The following is a 19,636-nucleotide window of genomic DNA, read 5'->3' as shown; positions in this document are numbered from 1 at the left end:
ACAATGATGCCTATGAAACTTTGGTTACTATTATTTTTATTGGGCGTACAGCCTGTGGCGGGCACGATACTTGCTCAACAGGCTGTCTTGATAGAAGGGATGGATAGGAACCCTGCCCATTTCGATGGCTATACAGATGAAAAAGAGGTTACTATTCCATTTCAAATAGAGAAAAGCTTTAGCATAGAAGGTTGGATTGCTCCTTTGGAATATTCGTATAATATTTCTGCCATCGTAAATCGTCAGTATAAGTTTCAGCGTGGCTTTTTATTGGGCATCAATCATGTCGGGAAGCTTGTGGGAGCCTTGTCGGCAGGTGGGGAATGGCATTCTTGCATATCATCGGAGGCTATACCTTTGCTGAAGTGGACACATATTGCATGGGTATATACCGAAGGCAAAGGAATTGAATTGTATATAAATGGTAAGGTTGCGGCGAAACTCCCTGTTCGGGGCAAGTCGGATTCATATCCGGAAGGCAATATCCTTATAGGAAGAACCTGGGAAAAGATGTCGCCGGCTTATACTGAACGTAAGACCAGCACGATGGAGAAGACATGGATGCGATATAACGGGCTGATAGGGAAACTGGAAATCATTGGGAGGGCTTTGTCGGCAGAGGAGGTACGGTACTCCTCGGCTCACGAGATGAGCGCCGTGGAAGCGATGGATTATCCTCGATTTCCGGGGCTGGATATACCGGCAGGGCCTTTTGGAGCATTCTATACAAGATTGAAATATACTTCAGGCTGGGAAAAACTGTGGCGTGTGGGTGATTATCCTGATGTTGTGGTTCGTTTTCCAGATAGTCCCATTAAGTATGTTTTCTGGCGTGGCACGGGCTATATTCCTGCTATCGTGACCGAAAATAATAGTTGGATGACAGACCAGAGTGTAGAAAACTTCTCAACCGGAGAATGTTATGAAGCAATGGGAGATAAGCAGTGCCGGTATTCACATGTGCGCATCTTGGAATCTACGCCGGCTCGCTGCATCATTCATTGGCGCTATGCTTTGGCAAATATAAATCATCAGATTTATGCAGAAGATGAAACCGGGTGGGGAAACTGGGTGGACGAATATTGGACAATATATCCTGATGGCGTGGCAGCGCGTAAACAAGTATTGTATTCTCCGGAATATATAAAGAGTCCGAGCGGTTTCCAATTTCAGGAAACGATCTTCTTCAATCAGTCAGGAACCCGCCCTCAGGATAATATTGAGATGGATGCGATTTCCTTTTGCGATATGGAAGGAAACACGGTTACTTATAACTGGGAGCAGGGGCCGCCGAAGAAGTTTGATAAAAGCATGTTTGAACCCATACAGCTTGTGAATCTGAAATCGGCATTCAAGCCTTTTTCAGTGTTTCATCCTGAACGTATAGCCAAACCTTTTTCATTTGGTTGGGTAGAAAACTATTCAACCTTTCCATGTTGGAATCATTGGCCGGTTTCACAGATAAAAAGTGACGGAAGAAATGCGCCTGCACCGGATAGACCTTCCCATTCGTCGCTAACAGAAACAATCGGTAAGTCGCAGATTGTGGAGTACGGACCGGGCAATACAGTTATAGCCCGGCAGTTGATTGGGATGACGGAAGCTCCTATCAAATCATTGCTTCCATTGGCAAAATCGTGGAATTATGCGCCGAAGCTGGGCGTGCAAACAGCTGGCTATCAATATGCAGGTTACGATATTTATTCGCGCGCCTATTGCATAGAGCAGACTGATGCCTGCAACCGGCCTCTTGTATTCGATGTTTACGCAACCCCGGATTCTCCAATCTGCAACATTGCTTTTGAAATAAAGCAGTGGGATTCTCCCGGCGCCACCATAAAGCTGAATGGCAGATGCCTGAAAGAGGGCGAGGATTATTTCCTGGGGCATATTCCAGTGTTGGAAGGAGATAAACTGGTGGTTTGGATACGCTATTCGGGTAATGATAAAGTTGAGATATGTATTGAGCAATAAAGGAAAGATAGTAGGGTAACAGAACTTCTTTAGCACAGAATTTATGAGAAAGATTGTATTCATACTGACAATAATGCTGGGGCTCGCCCATAATTCGATGGCACAATATAAATATTTGTTTCAAGACCCATCGAAGAGTGTGCAGCAGCGTGCGGCCAACATCGTTTCCCTGTTGACATTGGATGAGAAGATAAACCAAATGATGAACGATGCGCCAGCCATTGAGCGGTTAGGCATACCGGCTTACAACTGGTGGAACGAGTGCCTGCACGGGGTAGCCCGTTCGCCCTACCGTGTCACTTCCTTTCCGCAAGCCATCGGTATGGCGGCCACGTGGAATGCGGATGCCCTGTTCCGTATGGCTCAATATGCCTCGGATGAAGGACGTGCCATCTACAACGATGCTTCTTCTAAAGGAAGAACGGGCATTTATTTAGGGCTGACCTTTTGGAGCCCTAATGTGAACATCTTTCGTGACCCCCGCTGGGGAAGGGGACAAGAGACTTACGGCGAAGACCCGTATCTGACCTCCCAACTGGGAATGGCTTTTGTACATGGTTTGCAGGGCGACGACCCACGTTATCTTAAAACCTCGGCTTGCGCTAAGCACTACGCCGTGCACAGCGGTCCCGAGTGGAACAGAAGCTTCTTCAATGCGAAAGTTTCCAACCAAGACTTGTGGGACACCTATCTGCCCGCTTTCCAAAAACTGATAGTGGATGCCAAAGTCAGCGGGGTGATGTGCGCCTATAACGCTTTCTACGGACAGCCTTGTTGCGGCAACGACCTGCTGATGATGGACATCCTGCGCAACAAATGGGCTTTTACGGGTTATGTCACTTCGGACTGTGGAGGAATCAACCACTTTCACATGCGCCACAAAACCCACCCCGACAAACAGAGTGCCGCTGCCGATGCCGTGCTGCACGGCACGGACTGCGAATGTTCCAGCAACGGCGCCTATCATGCACTGAACTTAGCGGTGGCCGAGGGCTTGATTAAAGAGGAGCAGATAGACAGTTCGTTGCAACGTCTGTTCGAGATTCGACTGCGCTTGGGCATGTTCGACCCTAAAGAGATGGTGCCTTATAGTCATATAACCACTGATGTGTTGGAATGTGATACCCATCAGGCTCATGCTTTGAAGATGGCGCAGGAGTCGGTGGTGCTGTTGAAGAACGAAGGCGGTTTGCTGCCATTGGACAAGAAACGCATTAAGAGAATAGCCGTGGTAGGTCCCAATGCCCTGTCGGAAAACGTAATGCTGGGCAACTACTTCGGACTGCCCACTGACACCTGGTCGGTGATGGAGGGGCTGAAGAACAAATTGGGCAATGACGTGGAGATAGTTTACGAACCGGGATGCGGCTATGTGGACGATCGTGTGTTCCGTTCGGCCTGGGATGCAAGCTGTTTCTCCTACGAGGGCAAACCGGGGCTGCGTGCCGAGTATTTCACCAATCCTTTGTTGAAGGGAACCCCGCAGCTCACGAAAATGGAACAGCACATCCACTTTCAACATGGTGATGGTGAATACATTGCCGATGGCATTGCCGCCAGCCAGATGTCGGTACGCTACTCGGCAGACTATGTTCCCCGACAAGATGGCGAGGTCAGCTTCTCGCTCTCGGGGGATGATGGCTATCGGCTGTATGTTGACGGTGAACTCTGCTTAGATTCCCAAAAGGGCAATCCCTATTATACCTTTAAGGTGGAGAAGGGGAAGCCGCATAAGGTCGTTATAGAATATTGGCAGTATGCAGATGTGTGTGAGTTGCACTTCGATATGGGGCACGTGTGGCACGCTGATGCACGCGAAACGGCGCAGGCGGTGCAGGACGCCGATGTCATTCTCTTTGCCGGGGGAATTTCGGCTTCACTGGAAGGCGAAGCTATGACCGTGCATGCCGAGGGTTTCAAGGGAGGAGACCGTGTGACGATAGCTTTGCCCGCCGTGCAAACAGCCTTGCTCAAAGAATTGCAGGCTACCGGCAAGCCGGTGGTGTTCCTTATGCTGACCGGCAGTGCTATTGCGGCCGAATGGGAAGCGGAGAACTTACCCGCCATCGTGAATGCCTGGTATCCCGGTCAGGCGGGGGGATTGGCCATTGGCGATGTACTGTTCGGTGATTATAATCCGGCCGGACGTCTGCCGGTGACTTTCTACAAGAGCGAGAAAGATTTGCCCGATTTTGAAGACTACAGTATGGACAACCGTACTTATCGCTATTTCAAGGGCGATGTGCGCTACCCGTTCGGTTATGGGTTGAGCTATACCTCGTTTGCCTATGACAAAATGCATATAGCCAAGCAGGGCAGCAATTATAGTGTAGAGGTGGATGTGAAGAACATTGGCCCCCGGGCGGGAGATGAAGTGGTGCAGCTTTATGTGTCGAATAAAAACGATCATTTCAGAACACCTGTTCGTTCTCTGAAAGGTTTTAAGCGCATCAGCCTCGCTGCAAACGAGAGCCGCCGAGTACGTTTTGAACTTACTCCCGCTGATTTGACGTTGATTGATTACAGCGGCTATTGCGTTCCTATGAAAGGCGAAGTCCTCGTTTCTGTAGGAGGTGGGCAGCCCCTGAACGGAGTGGCTCATTGCACGAAGAATATGAAGTTGAAATAATATAAATTGTCTGAATTATGAAAAGCATCCTTTTCCTTATTTGTACAGCCATATTGGGCTTATGCGGTTGCCAGTCCGGAGATGTAGAATATAAATGGGCAGACTATGCCGATACGCGAATCGGTGTGATAGATACGCGTGCCAATAATTGCGTGATAGGTCCCCGCTTGCCTTATGGCAGCATTTATCCTTCGCCTCAGACTCCTAACGGGGGAATGGACGGTTACCATCCTGACCAGCCGATTCGTGGATTCGGCCAGCTCCATGTAAGCGGAACGGGATGGGGAGCCTATGGTCACTTTCTGGTTTCCCCGCAAGTGGGAACGCTGGTTGCTGATACTGCAGGACATGATTCGCCTCATAGCGAGGATATAACCCGTGCTTATTATTATAGCACTTTCTTAGACCGCTATCAGACGCGGGTGGAGATTGCCCCGGCACATTACAGTGCCATGTACCGGTTTACTTTTCCGCAGTCGGAAGAAGCCGGTCTGCTACTTGATGCTTCGCAGGCCATTCCGACGGATATTGAACGCTATATGAACGGAAAAGTGCTGGAAAGTTCGGCGCAAATTGATGCGGAAACCGGGAAAGTACGCATGAAGATTACTTACCAAGGCGGATGGGTGGATGGCCCGTACAGTTTATATCTGGCAGGACAATACGATAAGAAAGCCACCGAGGTGGGTGTCTGGCGTGGCGATTCGTTGCATGCAGGCCGGACTGCCATTCAAAATGACTCTTCTGCCCAAGGTGAGCATGTAGGTGTTTATTGTAAGTTCAATACCGGTAAGGAGGAGAAAGTGCTGCTTAAACTGGCAATCTCGTTTACCGGTTATGACAGGGCGGAAGCTTTGCTGGAGCAAGAAATACCCGAGTGGAACTTTGAAAGCGTGGTGCAGCAAGGCAAGCGGAAATGGGAAGAAAAATTTCGCAGTATCGAGATTGAAGGAGCCACCCGGGAACAAAATGTGATATTCTATTCCGCTATGTTCCGGTTTTATACATTAGCCAGTAATCGTACTCTTGACCGTGCTGATGGGCAAGAGGGTAAACCCTATTGGGACGACAATTATGCTTTCTGGGACACATTCCGCAGTGCTTATCCTTTATTGACGCTGGTTGATGAGCCTGCGTTGCGCGATAACTTACTGGCCTTGATAGAACGTTATAAACAAAACGGCGTGGTATGTGACGGCTTTATAGGCGGACGCGACCGAAAGGCTGAGCAAGGTGGCAATGATGTGGATCATATCATTGCAGACGCTTGTCTGAAGGAGGTGATAGGCGTAGACTGGAAAGAGGCCTACCGCATCGTGAAGCACAATGCTGATTGCAGGCGGATAGGGCATCACAATAAGAAAACGGCGGATGACAATTATACCAGATACAAGGAACTGGGTTGGATACCCGAAGGAGTTATGAGCACTTCGCAAACCCTGGAGTTTGCTTACAATGATTACAGCGTTGCCCTGATGGCTCAGAAATTAGGCCTGGAAGCCGATTACGAAAAGTATTTGCAGCGTAGCCATCAGTGGAGGCAGTTGTGGAACCCCGGACTTGAGAGTCATGGATTCAAGGGCTTCATTGATGCCCGCCGACCCAATGGAGATTTTGCTTTCATCGAGCCTACGCGTTACGGTGGCTCATGGGTATCTCCTTTTTATGAAGCCACTTCATGGACTTACAGCTATTATGCTCCGCACGATATGGACACACTTATTTCCTTGATGGGAGGTGCGGAGATGTTTGTGGAGAGGTTGAATTACGGATTCCAGAAGGGATTGGTAAGCTACGTTAACGAGCCGGGTTTCCTTACTACGCGTGCTTTTACTCATACAGGCCGCCCCGATTTGTCTTCTTACTGGGTGCACAATGTAATGCAACGGGGGTACGACCTCACGGGCTATCCCGAGAACGATGATACCGGTTCTATGGCCTCTTGGTTCATCTTTTGCTCTGTAGGACTTTTCCCAAATGCCGGTCAGGATTATTATTACCTCAATGCACCGCTTTATCGTAAGGCCATCCTTCGTCTGTCTGGAGGAAAAACGTTGGTGGTTACTGCCAATGCTTCGGAGAAAAACATCTACATAAAATCATGCAAGGTGAATGGCATACCCTGGAATAAGGCGGTGATAAAGCACAGTGATATTGCCGGTGGCGGAACCATAGAAATGGAGTTGAGTGATGTGCCTACTGAATGGGGGAAGGATTTTAAATAATGGGAATATGATGAATGCGAAATGGCAGGCTGTGTGCCTGATGCTGTTGCTGTCTTTGACACAGCTGACAGATGCGTTTGCCCAGCGATTGGCAAAAGATGCAGTGCCGTTTGTAGGGGCGCAAGTGTTTATTGAACCGGGACAGACCTCTTCACAAATAGACGGCTGGTTCAAGACTTTGGCAGAGAACGGCATGACGATGTGCCGTATTCGGATGTTTGAATCCTATATGAAGCAACCTGACGGCAGCTGGGATTTTTCATTGTTCGATATGGCTTTCCGGTCTGCCGCCCGACATGGAGTGAAGGTGTATGCAACTCTCTTCCCTGCTACTGCAAAAACAGATATTGGTGGATGGAAATTTCCGGCTGATGACGGGCAGAAAGTCTCTTTCGCTTTGTTTATTAAGGCATTGGTGACACACTACAGGGAACATGCTGCCTTGGCCGGATGGGTTATTGTTAACGAGCCGGGAACTGATGGTAACTATCCTCGCACCGATTTCGTGGACAAGGCACGTGAGCAATGGAACAAAGTGCATCCTGAGCGCGACTATAAAGAAAATGGTTTTCCCGTGTTGATGACTGTCCGCAACCAGCAGTTTATCTATGATTTTACCGCAGATTTTCTAAGATGGATTGCATTGGAAATCAAGAAATATGACGATACCCATGATGTGCATGTCAATCCGGCCGGGGTGTTTGGCAACTATGGAGAATATAACTTTCCGGTGTGGCGCGAGTTTCTGAGCAGCTTGGGAGGGTCGGCTCATCCTTCTTGGCATTTTGGCTATTTTTCTCGCAGGCAATATCCATTGGCCATGTTGGCTTTGTCTGAATTATTGCGTTCGGGGGCTGGGCCGTTGCCTTGGTTTATGACCGAAATTCAAGGAGGAAACAATATCTACAGCGGAGTACAAGCCCTGTGTCCCACAGCTGACGAAATTACTCAGTGGCTATGGACGGTCTTGGGTTGTGAAGGCAAAGGAGGTGTTTTTTGGATGCTTAATCCGCGCAGTTCGGGCATTGAGGCAGGAGAGTGGGCTATGATAGATTTTCAGGGAAAACCATCAGACCGATTGCTGGCAGCTAAGCAGGTGGCTGAGGCCATCAACAAGTATGCCGACCTCTTCCGCTCCCCCCGCATTGTGCCTTCCGGCATTGATGTGGTCTATCTCAAGGAGTCTTTATGGGCTGAAAACCTGATGGGGCGCAAGCAGGATAAATATCAGGGACGGATGCACGGCGCAGTTATAAAATCGCCCGTAGCTTGTTTTAAAGCGCTCACTGAGCGTGGGCTGAATGTGGGGCTGAAAGCTATGGATGAGTATGATTTCTCGCAAGCCGACTATGTAGGACATTCCATTGTTCTTTCTAACCAGATTGCGGTTCCTGCTTTTTACAGGCAGCGGATAGAGCAGTTTGTGGCTCGCGGTGGAACGCTCTTTGTCGAAGGACTTACTGCTTTCTTTGATGAGGAACTTCATAATACAATGAATACCGGATTTACCTTTGAGAAACTTTTTGGCGGTAATATCTCCGAGTTCATTCTTCAAGATAATCTTTTCACCACTAGTGTGGGGCAGTATGCGCTACCCACCCACTTATGGCGGGGCAAGATAGCCGGTGAAACTTCGCCGGTGCATACACACCGCTTTGGCAAAGGGCAAGTGGTTTGGTGTCCGTCGAACATTGCTTTGGGGGCTTGGGTGTCGGGTGATTACAAACAATTGTCCGACTATTTATACGAGTTGCTTCCCAAGGCATCCAATGCCGTTTCTTTCAGTAGTCATCAACCTGATGTGCTATTGCGCACGTTAAAATCGGGTAATGCGATGCTGACGGTCTGCATTAATAAGTCTGCCGAAACACGCAAGATAGCACTGGTCGGTTCGATGCCTTTGGCGGCTGCCCATTGTTCATCTATCTATGCCTCGGCGGGTTGCTCTGCAGGGGGCGGGGTGCTCACAATGGCTTCCGAGGGGGTGTTGGTGCTGAAATGGCAAGGCTTCTCTCAATGAAAATAGTTTTGATAATTCGCATTAAATACGTATACAGATGAAACGTTCCTACATTCTATTAATAATCTTTTTGTTCTTTTTGTTTCCTGCCAATGGGCAACAGATAGGGGAGTGGAGCTTCACCTCTCAGGGACTCCCCATGTATCAATATCGGGGAAGTTTACCTTTCCAAGTACTCGACAATGAGGGAAATGATTCCCGCCTGCCCGAAGACCCTTATTTTCTGCTGGGCAATTATCGGTTGGGATTATTCGCCCATGTCAGTGGAGTTTTCCAGTTTATTACGGCTCAGAGAGCGTGGGCACGCATCAACTTTAATGAAGCGCAACCAAACTATGGTAGCAACAAAGCTTATGTGCTGCTGAAACGAGGCGGGAAGAGTGAGCGGACAGAGTTGGTAGGTGTCGGCTCTATGGCATCAGATCCGCAACGGGTGAAACGTTCCTTTGGTATAGGGTTTGCCCGCTATGAATATGACTTGGGTGAGGGCGTGTCTTGTACCCGGCTTATCTCGGTGAAGCCATCGGATAAGATTAATGAAGGAACGCCTTCTTTTCTTATTTCGGTTACTTTGCGCAATGATGGCAGCACACCGTTGACGGCAGAGTATGTCGAGGGTATGCCCGTGAACTATGTGAGCATGAATATGCAGCTCGATTCACCTCTTCGGCGTGCAATGCGTTATCCAGTGCAGATTTCTTCCGGGCAAGATGGACGGAGTGCCGTAGCGCATATAGAAGCTTGCGCCAATCGCTTTTTGGTATTACCCTCCAAGCACCAACGTTACATGTACGATGTGAATCCTCCATCAGTATTTATGTATGCCAATGGTGATGATGGTATCGACTCATCTGTGAAGAAAGATGGGGACAATGGATTGGAGTCGGTATTCCGCTTGTTGTTGGCTCCCGGTGAAAGCCGTACTTTGCAAGTGGTCATAGGCTTGGTTGATGAACAGATTCATGGCTCTGTGTCCCATCAAGTAGAATGTTTCTTGCAGGATGCCGACAAGGCGAATAACACTGGCGTCTTTGCCGCTTTGTGGAAGAAACACCTGCCCAACCTTTCACGCGAAAAGGATGAAATACTTCGCCGGGAGATGCTGTGGAATGCCCATGTGATAGAAGCATCAGCCAAATATAGTGAGTATTATGGTGAAACGTTTATTCCGCAGGGGTCGGTCTATTCCTACCATTTTGGCGATAACATAGCCAATCGCGACCATCTGCAGGCTTCTTTAGGAGCATGCTATTACAATCCGCAACTGGCAAAATCGTGTATTCGCTATGTGATGAAACACTCCGAGAGTGATGGGGAGATTAAGAGGGGAAACTCCGGTTTTGGCTATACACCGGCCTCTATTTACAAGGAAAGTGATGAACAACTTTATATGCTCAACGCTGTGGCGGAGTATCTCCGCATTACGGGCGATTACGCCTTTTTGGACGAGGAGGTGCAGCTTTATCCTGCCGAATGTGGCGTGAAAGAGAAGGTGTTGCCTCTATTGCAAAAGTTCTTTATTTACCTTCGGGATGAAGTGCGTACGGGACCCTCCGGATTGGTGCGTCTGCTCAATTCAGACTGGGCGGATAGCTTCCTGCACCGTTATTCGCCCAATAAATATGAGTGGTCGGCAGAGTCGCATCTCAATACAGCTATGGCTTTGGCTGTATTCCCCAAATTCATGGACTGCCTTCGCAAGTCGGCGAGGAAAGATGTACTGGCCTTTGCCAAGGCTGTGGAGGAATACCGTGTCCAGCTGGAAACTGCTTATATGAAAGATTTGGACTCCCGTTCCTTTTCAGCACGTGCCTATCTTACTCCTAAACTTCGTTTCGGTACGGATAATGTCTGTATAGAACCGCAAGCTTATTTGTTGCAGATTCCGACTTTGCCGACAGAACGTAAGCGGGCTATTTATTCCTATGTGAAGCAACGGATAGCTGATTGCGAAAAAATAGGAGTACGCAATCGCGAGCATCCGCTTTGGGATTCTAAGGGTGGTGAAGATTGCGGCATCTGGTATTCGTTGGAATATCCATTCTTGTTGGGAGTAGCCACTTTTGACAAAGTAGAGGCAAGGAAGTTGCTTTATAAGTTCTCTTTTGATAACTTTGCTAAGCATTACCCTCAATATTGGATAGGACATTGGACGGCCCCCGATGAGATAAACTCTACTACTTACCGTGAAGGACTTTATTCTTTTTGGATTTCTATTCCTAACTACCGATATGGTTTACAAGGTTATTGCTCACATCCACATACTTGGGCTATATACTGTTATTATAAATTAAATGAATAATTATGAAGTTGCAGCGCTTTTGTTATAAGGCTTTTTCCATATCTCGGTTAACTTCTTTATCTTTACCCCTCAAATAATTAATTCTAATAACATGAAACCAGCTCTTACACAACAAAAACCGTGGCAACGCATCGTCTGGCTGGACGTCGTGCGGCTGATAGCTATGTTTACCGTGGTTTGTTGCCACTGCACAGACCCCTTCAATTTCTATCCGGGAACGGCTCCTGACATTGCGGATATAAAATTCTGGGGCGCCGTCTACGGAGCGATGCTGCGCCCGTGCGTGCCGCTCTTTGTGATGATAACAGGCGCCCTGCTGCTCCCGGTGCGTGGCGACGCGTCGGTGTTTTATAAGAAACGCATCCCGCGGGTGCTCTTCCCGTTCCTCATTTGGTCGGTGATTTACAATCTTTTTCCGTGGATAACCGGGCTGCTGGGTGTGGAGCCGAAGGTGATTCTCGACTTCTTTCCCTATTCGGGCGAGGAGGTGATGCGCCAGTCGCTCGCCGTCAGCTTGGGCTATGTGGCGGAGCTGCCCTTCAACTTCTCCCTGCTTGACGTGCATATGTGGTACATCTACCTGCTGATAGGTCTCTACCTCTATCTGCCGATATTCTCCGCCTGGGTGGAGAAGGTGTCGGAACGTGCCAAACTCTGGTTCCTGTTGGCATGGGGAGTGACGCTGCTCATACCTTATTATAGCGAATTCGTGTCAAAATACTTGTGGGGCACTTGCTCCTGGAACTCGTTCGGCATGCTTTACTATTTCGCAGGTTTCAATGGTTATCTGCTTTTGGGACACTACCTGAGAAATCATGACTGGACAGGGCGTCAGTCTGTACTGATAGGTATTCCTATGTTTGCGGTGGGATATGCGGTGACTTTCTTTGGTTTCCGCTACATGACGGCATTGCCGAACTTGACGGATGAGATGCTGGAGCTGTTCTTCACCTACTGTTCGCTGAACGTGGTGATGATGACTATTCCGGTGTTTATGTGGGCCAAGAGAGTAAACGTCCGTTCGGAGTGGGTGATAAAAGCATTGTCCAACTTGACGCTTTGCGGTTTTGGAATCTATATGATACACTACTTCTTCACAGGACCGGCAGTAGTGTTGATGCGGGCAGCAGGCGTTCCGTTGTATTTGCAGATACCTGCCGCCGCAGTGTTGGCATTTGGCGTTTCCTGGCTTCTGGTGGCAATGGCGTACCGTTGCTTCGGAAAGAAGACGAAATGGGTATTGGGATAGGATAAAAAATAGGGGCAGTGTATGCTGCCCCGAAGCTATCATTTATTGTGTTTCTTTTTCCACTGCTCGTACTTCTTCAGCACTTTCAGCCCGTCACTATTATACCAACTGTATCCGTTGCGGCGCTCATATCCGATTTCGGAAATATCGAACTTCTTCACCCCATCACGATCGCTAACGAACGGACGATTGTCTTCTAAAGTATAGAAGCGTGCCCACAGGGGAGGGCAATCCGTACACGGAACCATACGGAAGTCCTTCTTGCCTTCATCATTCGTGAAGAACTCTTTTTTCATCCCTTCAATCTTTGATGCTTTGAACCATTTGATTGCGTTCTCTATACATGCGATGACCTCTTTTGAAGGATTAGGCAGAGACATTAGCAGGATGACGATGTTGTCCGATTCGGCGCCACTCAGTGAGGGAAGTTCGTAGGCACGTGCTTTGGCTGGGGCAAGGGTATGTTCATCATGCTGCGCACACCACACGGTAGGCTTGCCGTTCAGGATAACCTGCGTTTTGAGGATACATTCCACACCCTTATCGAAGGCGGTGCGGGCACGGTCGCAAATGCTGTCGGGAACATATATGTAGGGAGCTTTCTTCTCGTATACCTGACGCAGCAACTCCATAACGTTTACCATTGCATTGTCGTTGTAAGTGATATGAGTATAATAACCCTTGGGACGGGGCCAGAACTGCGGCCAGCCACCGTTGGGATATTGGGCTTTGAGAATATACCGGATACCATCCAGAGCGGCATTTTTGTACTTTTCGGTATTAGTGGCCAGATACAGGCGGGAGAGGTATTCGATTTCCGTACTGGTTGCATCGTTGTCTATCGTACTTTCGTTTACATCATCCTTGGAGGCGAGTACGTCTTCACGTTCTTGCTCTGTCAGTTCGGCAGGCATATAGATGTTTTTGGGCCAACCGCCGGTGGTTTGTTGATAAAGTAATACATTGTCGCCAATGCGGATGGCCTCAGTTGTTTTAAAGAATTCATCGTCCAATTTAGGAGCCATTTTTACCCAGGTTTTATAGGGCTTCTTCTCTTTGTAGTCTACGTTCTCTTGTGCAAATACATTTGTCAGGCATAACAAGGCCAGACAACACAGGCAAATCTTTTTCATGGTCGTTGTTTTTTATAGTTCTATGATGGCAAAAGTAGAGGAAAAAAACTCGCCTGATGGGGAATATTTGTTTTATTCCAGGTATTTTGTTACTTTTCCACTGATTTGCAACAAAGAAATTTCGCATAATTTAGTGTTGTACTCTGCTGAAAGAATTCTTTCTTCTGCATCTAAAAGGCTCTTCTGTGCTTCACGCATTTCGATACCTGAAAGGTTTCCCAGCATATAACGCTCCATGGCAATTTCATGGTTTTCTTTAGCAGCTACAAGGTTCTGGCGTTCCAGGTTCAGCATTTGCAGATTGTTCTGGTAAGCTTGCCATAAGTTGCTCAGGTCTGCACGTAAGGCTTGTTCCAGTTGTTCGCGTTCCAGGCGGGCATTCTGAATGGCAATACGTGCATTGTTGCGTTCCCGGCGACGGTTTCCGTCGAATAGGTTGAAACCGATAGTCAGGCCGAAGTTGGCACCAAGATTACCGCGTTGGATGTTAGTGGCGATATCGTATTTGTTGAAGGTATAGCCATAACCGCCGTTCATCTTCAGATAAGGATAGTCGCGGGAACAAACCTTTTTGTAATCCAGCTGGGCAAGCGTGTTGTTTTGATAGGCTTTCAACAGAGAAGCGTTGGTTTGCAGAGTCATGTTCCAAAGCTCTTCAAAGTTTAGTCCACCGTCTACGTTGATCAGACTGTCCTGAACGATGATGGGCTGGTCTACATCTTCGTTTGCCATCAGTTCGTTCAGTTGGATACGGGAGGTATGCAGCAACTCTTGCTGTTTCATATACTGGGCACTGTCTGCATTGAAGTCTACCTTTGCCTGTTGGTAATCCAGACGGGAGAAGTTACCGATGTGATAACGCTCTTCCACGATACGCAAACGCTCTTTGGACAAAGATACGGCATAGCGGAAATTATTCAGACGGATCTTATGTTGCAGATAGTTGTAATATTCGGCAGCGATATTGGCTATCAGGTCTTCTACGGCAATACGGGTATTGGTTTCACCTTGTCTTTCCAACTCTTTCAGACGTTGGTAGTTGGCGGTGATGTTGAAGCCGTCGAAGATAGTCCAGTTCAGATTAAGCCCCACGTTCATGGTCTGATCGAATACACCATTCTCTTTGACATGCTCTCCGGTAGCCCGCACTTTACTGTCTGTATTGTCTACGGTTCCTTTATAACTTGCAGAGAGGTCAAGTGTCGGCAGATAACCGGCGTTTCCCAGCGTGGCGTTGTTTTTGCTGACTTGTTCCTCGTTGCGGGTAATGCGCAGCGAGTAGTTATTTTGAAGCCCGTATTCCAAGCAGGACTTTAATGTATAAGATTGCGGCATCTGCGCTTGCAATGCAAGCGAGGTGCTACAAATGGCTATGAGGGATAAAATCGTACGTTTCATGATTTCTTTAACTTACTTCTGTTAGTGGATACATAACTATATATGGCAGGTACGATATACATAGTGAGGAATGTGGATACCAACATACCGCCCACTACGGCTGTACCCATGGCAATGCGCTGGTTACAACCTTCACCCGAAGCGAATGCCAACGGTATTAGTCCGAGAATGGTAGAAGCACTCGTCATTAGGATGGGGCGCAGACGTTGCAGGGATGCATCCTTGATGGCTTCCATTTTATCTTCTCCGGCTTCCTGTTTCTGGTTGGCAAACTCTACAATAAGGATACCGTTCTTTGCCACCAGACCAATCAGCATGATGATGCCAATTTGACTGAATATATTCATCGTAATATCGTTGAAGTACATGAATACCAAGGCTCCGGCAATAGCCAAAGGCACGGTAAGCATGATAATCAACGGATCTTTGAAACTCTCGAACTGCGCTGCCAGAATCAGGTAGATCAGCAGAATTGCCAATACAAAGGCAAACATCAGACTGGAAGAACTTTCCCTGTACTCTTTGGAGTCTCCCGTCAGTGCGGTACGGAATGTCTCATCCAATGTTTCTTTGGCAATCTTATCCATCTCGTCCAATCCTTGTCCGATGGTTTTCCCATCAGCAAGTCCGGCAGAAATAGTGGCGGAAACGAAACGGTTGTAACGGTACAATTGCGGAGGGGCGATACCGCCGGTCAGTTCAATCAGGTTGTCTAACTGCACCATTTCACCTTTATCACTACGAATATAGATGCCTTTCAGGTCGGAAGGCTTGTTGCGTTGCTGGCGGTTGATTTCACCCAATATCTCGTATTGCTTTCCGTTCATATAGAAATAACCCATACGCTGACCGCTCAATCCGTATTGAAGCGTTTGCGCGATATTACGTGTGCTTACTCCCATGATACTTGCCTTGTCGCGATTGATATTGATGCGGGCTTCCGGCTTGCTGAATTTCAGGTTCACGTCGGCCATCTGGAAAACCGGATTTTCATAAACCTTCGCCATAAATATCGGCAACACCTCTTGTAATTTCTCAATGTTGGTAGCCTGCAATACATATTGAACCGGCATACCACCGCGTCGTCCACCGAAAGAGGACGATTGCTGTACGAACGAACGCGCCTTGGTCTTTTTCTGTACAGCCTGCGAAATCTTTTCGGCTACTTCCATCTGTGTGTAGTCACGCTCTTTCATGTCTTTCAATGTGATACGCACGTTACCGCTACCACTTGACACGCGTGCCGTTACCGATTCTGCATCCGGCAGAATGGAATCTACCAACTGGTTGATGTCTTCCGTATAATCCCGTATGTATTCGTAAGTCACACCCTCCGCACCACGCACGTTGATACTGATTTGCGAGCGATCTTCCAATGGTGCCATTTCGGCAGGGATGGCATTCCACAGATATACGATAATGATTAATGTTCCTAATACAAGTGGCATGGCCAGCCAGCGTTTACGGAGAAAAATTTCCAATGACCGACTGTAGATGCGGTTCATTCCTTCAAAGAATGGTTCGGTTTTTATATAGAACCAGTTTTTCTTTTCTTGTTTCACTAACAACTTGGTGGCAAGCATCGGAGTGAAGGTCAATGCGGCAAAGGAGGAAATGATCACTGAACCGGATACCACGATGCTGAATTCGCGGAAAAGCCGTCCCGTCATTCCGTCCATAAATACGATAGGGAAGAACACGGCTACCAGCGTGATGGTGGTAGAGATTACAGCAAAGAAAATTTCCTTGGCGCCCTCGATGCCGGCCTCTTTCGGCGGCATTCCGCGTTCAATGCGGACATAGATGTTTTCCGTCATTACAATGGCGTCATCCACCACCAGGCCTACTGCCAGCACTACCGCCAGCATGGAAAGCACATTGATAGAGAATCCTGCCAGATACATCACAAAGAATGCTCCGATAAGCGAAACGGGGATCACGATACAGGGCACCAGCGTTACACGCCAGTCGCGCAGGAAGAGGAAGATGATGATGATGACGAGAATGAATGCCACGTATACCGTTTCCTTTACCTCATTGATAGAGGCGCGGATAAACTTGGTATTGTCGAAACCATAAGAGTATCGCACATCATCCGGAAGGTCTTTCTTCATCTGTTCCATGCGTTCGTAAACGGCATCGGCAATCTTGATGTGGTTGGCGCCCGGTTGAGGTACCACAACAATACCTACCATTGGTACGCCATTCATTTTCATGTAGCTCTTGATGTCCGCAGGACCCAGTTCCGCCCGTCCGATATCACTGAAACGGACAATGCGGTTGTTGTCTTCCCGCAGGATAAGATTATTGAATTCTTCTGCCGTGTGCATCAATCCCAATGTACGGATGGTAAGTTCCACCGTATTACCTTCGATACTTCCGGACGGGAGTTCCACATTTTCTTTATCTACCGCATTCTTTACGTCTATGGGGGTAATGCCGTAACCCGACATCTTGATAGGATCGAGCCAAAGGCGCATGGAATAACGCTTTTCCCCCCAGATACTGACACCACTTACGTCTGCAATGGTCTGCAATTGCTCTTTGACGGTGAGGTCTGCAATCTCGCTCAATTCCAGCAAGGAACGTTTGTCACTTTGCAATGCTACCATCAGTATAGGCATGGCGTCCGCATCTGCTTTTGATACGGTAGGAGGGTCACAGTCGCGAGGCAAATAACGTTGGGCGCGTGAAACTTTATCACGCACGTCGTTTGCAGCCGTTTCCAGGTCTACGGAGAGTTCAAATTCTACCGTAATACGGGATGAACCTTGCTGGCTGACGCTGGACAAGGAACGGATTCCCGGAATACCATTGATGTTTTGCTCCAATGGCTCGGTAATCTGGTTTTCGATAACATCGGCATTTGCACCCGGGTAGGAGCAGGATACCGAAATGATGGGATTGTCCACTGACGGATATTCGCGGACGCCGAGATAGCTGTACCCGATCAGTCCAAAAAGCAGGATGATAAGGGTAAGCACTGTGGAGAGTACCGGGCGCCGTATGCTGAGTTCGGATATGTTCATAAGGCGTCTGGTTTAATAGATATTATCCAATGTTACGGGTAATCCTGTGCGGAGCTGCAATGTTCCGGAAATTATAATTGTATCTCCGGTCTGCAAACCCTGCAATACTTGGGTTTCAGCTTCTGTACGTATGCCAGTTTGTATTTCTACAGGCTGGGCTTTTCCCGATTTATAAAGGAAAATCTTGTCCTTACCCATTTCCGGAACGATAGCTTCGGATGGAACGGCAAGGGCATCATGGATTTCATTTTTACTTAAACGGATATCCGCATAGCGTCCGGGCATTACATTACCGCTGGCATTGGGGTAGAGGGCACGCAATGTCAATGTATGGGTGTTTTGATCCATTCTCGATTCACGTGCGTACACTTTGGCATGGAAGGTTTCAAGTTTACCCTCAAGTCCGAAGTTTACTCCTGCACCGATTTTAACGTCATTGGCATAACGTTCGGGAACGGAAAATTCTACTTTCAGGGGAGATATTTTTGTGAGTTTGGCAACGATAGTAGTGGGGGAAGCATAGGTTCCGACACTGACCTGACGCAGACCGATTACACCGTCGAACGGGGCACGAAGCTCGGTTTGTGCAATGTTAGCTTCTATCAGGTCTATGTCTGCATTCAGGGTTGCCAGTTCAGTTTTTACCTGCTCGTAGGCTTCCTTACTGACTGCATCCCGCTCCAATAATGCATTCTGGCGAAATACGCGGTCTTCTGCCAGTTTCAGTTGGGCAACAAGACGCTGCAACTGTGCCTGTAAAGGCCGGTCGTTCACTTTAGCCAGCAGTTGACCTTTTTTAACCTGGCTGCCTTCCTCAAAATTGATTTCTATGATTTTACCTGAGGTTTCGAAAGAAAGATCCACTTCTTCATCAGGTAACAGGCTACCGCTGATTTTGATTTCATCTTTGAGCAGCTGTGGCTTTATGATCTTTGCGTTTACATTTAATGCTTTTTTGCCATTGCGGTTACTGCTCATAACTTTGTCGGCAGCTGCCAATTCTTTATTCTCTTTAGGAAGCTGGGAATAAATACCCCAACCTATCAGTCCGGCACCTATGAAAATGATAATGCCCCATTTAACTTTTTTATTCATGTATCAGTATTAGTATTATATCAGATATTAAGTTAGATTATGTAGCACTAATTGGACATATTAGGAACAGAAAGGTTTAATGCGAGAAGCGTTAAAAAAGGTGATAAAGTGATATGAAAAAGGGTGATAAGGTGATAAAGTGATAAAATGCTAAAGTGATAAGCAAATGCTTTATCACCTTATCACCCTACCACTCTTTTTTTAATACGCCGCTCTGTATTTACCTTCCTCTTTGTCTTCCAACATGTTAAGGTATGAGGCATAACGTGATTCGCTGATGTAGTGCTCCTCCACGGCTTTTCGTACAGCACACCCCGGTTCGTGGCGATGCGTACAGTTACCGTAACGGCAATCGGCAGAGAGCTTAAATATCTCCGGAAAATAGTGTCCTATTTCCTCCTCTTCCATATCGAATGTTCCGAAACCTTTGATGCCCGGTGTGTCAATGATATATCCGTCTCCCGGAACGGGAAACATCTCAGAGAACGTAGTGGTGTGCATTCCTTTGTTGTGGTAGGTGGAAATCTCACCCGTTTTTACGTCCTGTTCAGGCAATATTGCGTTGATGAGCGTTGATTTTCC

11 protein-coding genes are annotated in these 19,636 nt (G+C 47.7%); 6 read left to right on the top strand and 5 right to left on the bottom strand.

Annotated elements, in window-relative coordinates:
* Positions 1-12: 12 nt before the first annotated feature.
* From BN161_RS20185 to BN161_RS20160, 6 genes are all read left to right on the top strand, one after another.
* Positions 13-1,974: a LamG domain-containing protein gene (locus BN161_RS20185; protein WP_167332559.1), complete on the top strand. Its 1,962-nt coding sequence runs from the start codon at positions 13-15 to the stop codon at positions 1,972-1,974.
* Between the two features lie 43 nt (positions 1,975-2,017).
* Positions 2,018-4,603 carry a glycoside hydrolase family 3 C-terminal domain-containing protein gene (locus tag BN161_RS20180; protein ID WP_044269693.1) on the top strand — a complete coding sequence of 862 codons (2,586 nt, stop codon included), beginning with the start codon at positions 2,018-2,020 and terminating at the stop codon, positions 4,601-4,603.
* Positions 4,604-4,620: 17 nt separating this feature from the next.
* Positions 4,621-6,828, top strand: a complete 2,208-nt coding sequence (locus BN161_RS20175) for a GH92 family glycosyl hydrolase (RefSeq protein WP_052356348.1) — start codon at positions 4,621-4,623, stop codon at positions 6,826-6,828.
* A 7-nt stretch (positions 6,829-6,835) separates the two neighbouring features.
* Positions 6,836-8,848 carry a type 1 glutamine amidotransferase family protein gene (locus BN161_RS20170; protein ID WP_052356347.1) on the top strand — a complete coding sequence of 671 codons (2,013 nt, stop codon included), beginning with the start codon at positions 6,836-6,838 and terminating at the stop codon, positions 8,846-8,848.
* Positions 8,849-8,885: 37 nt separating this feature from the next.
* On the top strand, positions 8,886-11,150 hold the full coding sequence (locus BN161_RS20165) for a hypothetical protein (RefSeq protein ID WP_044269692.1): 2,265 nt from the start codon (positions 8,886-8,888) through the stop codon (positions 11,148-11,150).
* Between the two features lie 91 nt (positions 11,151-11,241).
* Complete coding sequence (locus tag BN161_RS20160) at positions 11,242-12,399, top strand: acyltransferase (RefSeq protein ID WP_044269691.1); 1,158 nt, start codon at positions 11,242-11,244, stop codon at positions 12,397-12,399.
* Between the two features lie 38 nt (positions 12,400-12,437).
* Here the strand turns inward: BN161_RS20160 and pelA are convergent, their stop codons facing one another.
* The 5 genes from pelA to rsgA all read right to left on the bottom strand — a co-directional run.
* Positions 12,438-13,532 carry a pectate lyase gene (gene pelA, locus BN161_RS20155; RefSeq protein WP_044269689.1) on the bottom strand — a complete coding sequence of 365 codons (1,095 nt, stop codon included), beginning with the start codon at positions 13,530-13,532 and terminating at the stop codon, positions 12,438-12,440.
* 72 nt (positions 13,533-13,604) lie between these two features.
* Positions 13,605-14,930 carry a TolC family protein gene (locus tag BN161_RS20150; protein WP_044269688.1) on the bottom strand — a complete coding sequence of 442 codons (1,326 nt, stop codon included), beginning with the start codon at positions 14,928-14,930 and terminating at the stop codon, positions 13,605-13,607.
* Positions 14,927-17,959: an efflux RND transporter permease subunit gene (locus tag BN161_RS20145; RefSeq protein ID WP_044269686.1), complete on the bottom strand. Its 3,033-nt coding sequence runs from the start codon at positions 17,957-17,959 to the stop codon at positions 14,927-14,929. Before BN161_RS20145 ends, BN161_RS20150 begins: the two co-directional genes overlap by 4 nt.
* A gap of 12 nt (positions 17,960-17,971) precedes the next feature.
* A complete protein-coding gene (locus BN161_RS20140; RefSeq protein ID WP_044269684.1) occupies positions 17,972-19,054 on the bottom strand; it encodes an efflux RND transporter periplasmic adaptor subunit in 1,083 nt (360 codons plus the stop codon).
* A gap of 201 nt (positions 19,055-19,255) precedes the next feature.
* A partial coding sequence (gene rsgA, locus BN161_RS20135; protein ID WP_044269681.1) for a ribosome small subunit-dependent GTPase A occupies positions 19,256-19,636 on the bottom strand: 381 nt, incomplete at its 5' end.

The organism is Bacteroides timonensis (assembly GCF_000513195.1).
GTDB lineage: Bacteria > Bacteroidota > Bacteroidia > Bacteroidales > Bacteroidaceae > Bacteroides > Bacteroides timonensis.
The sequence above is the reverse complement of the archived record's forward strand: the minus strand, read 5'-3'. Positions and strand labels throughout refer to the sequence as shown.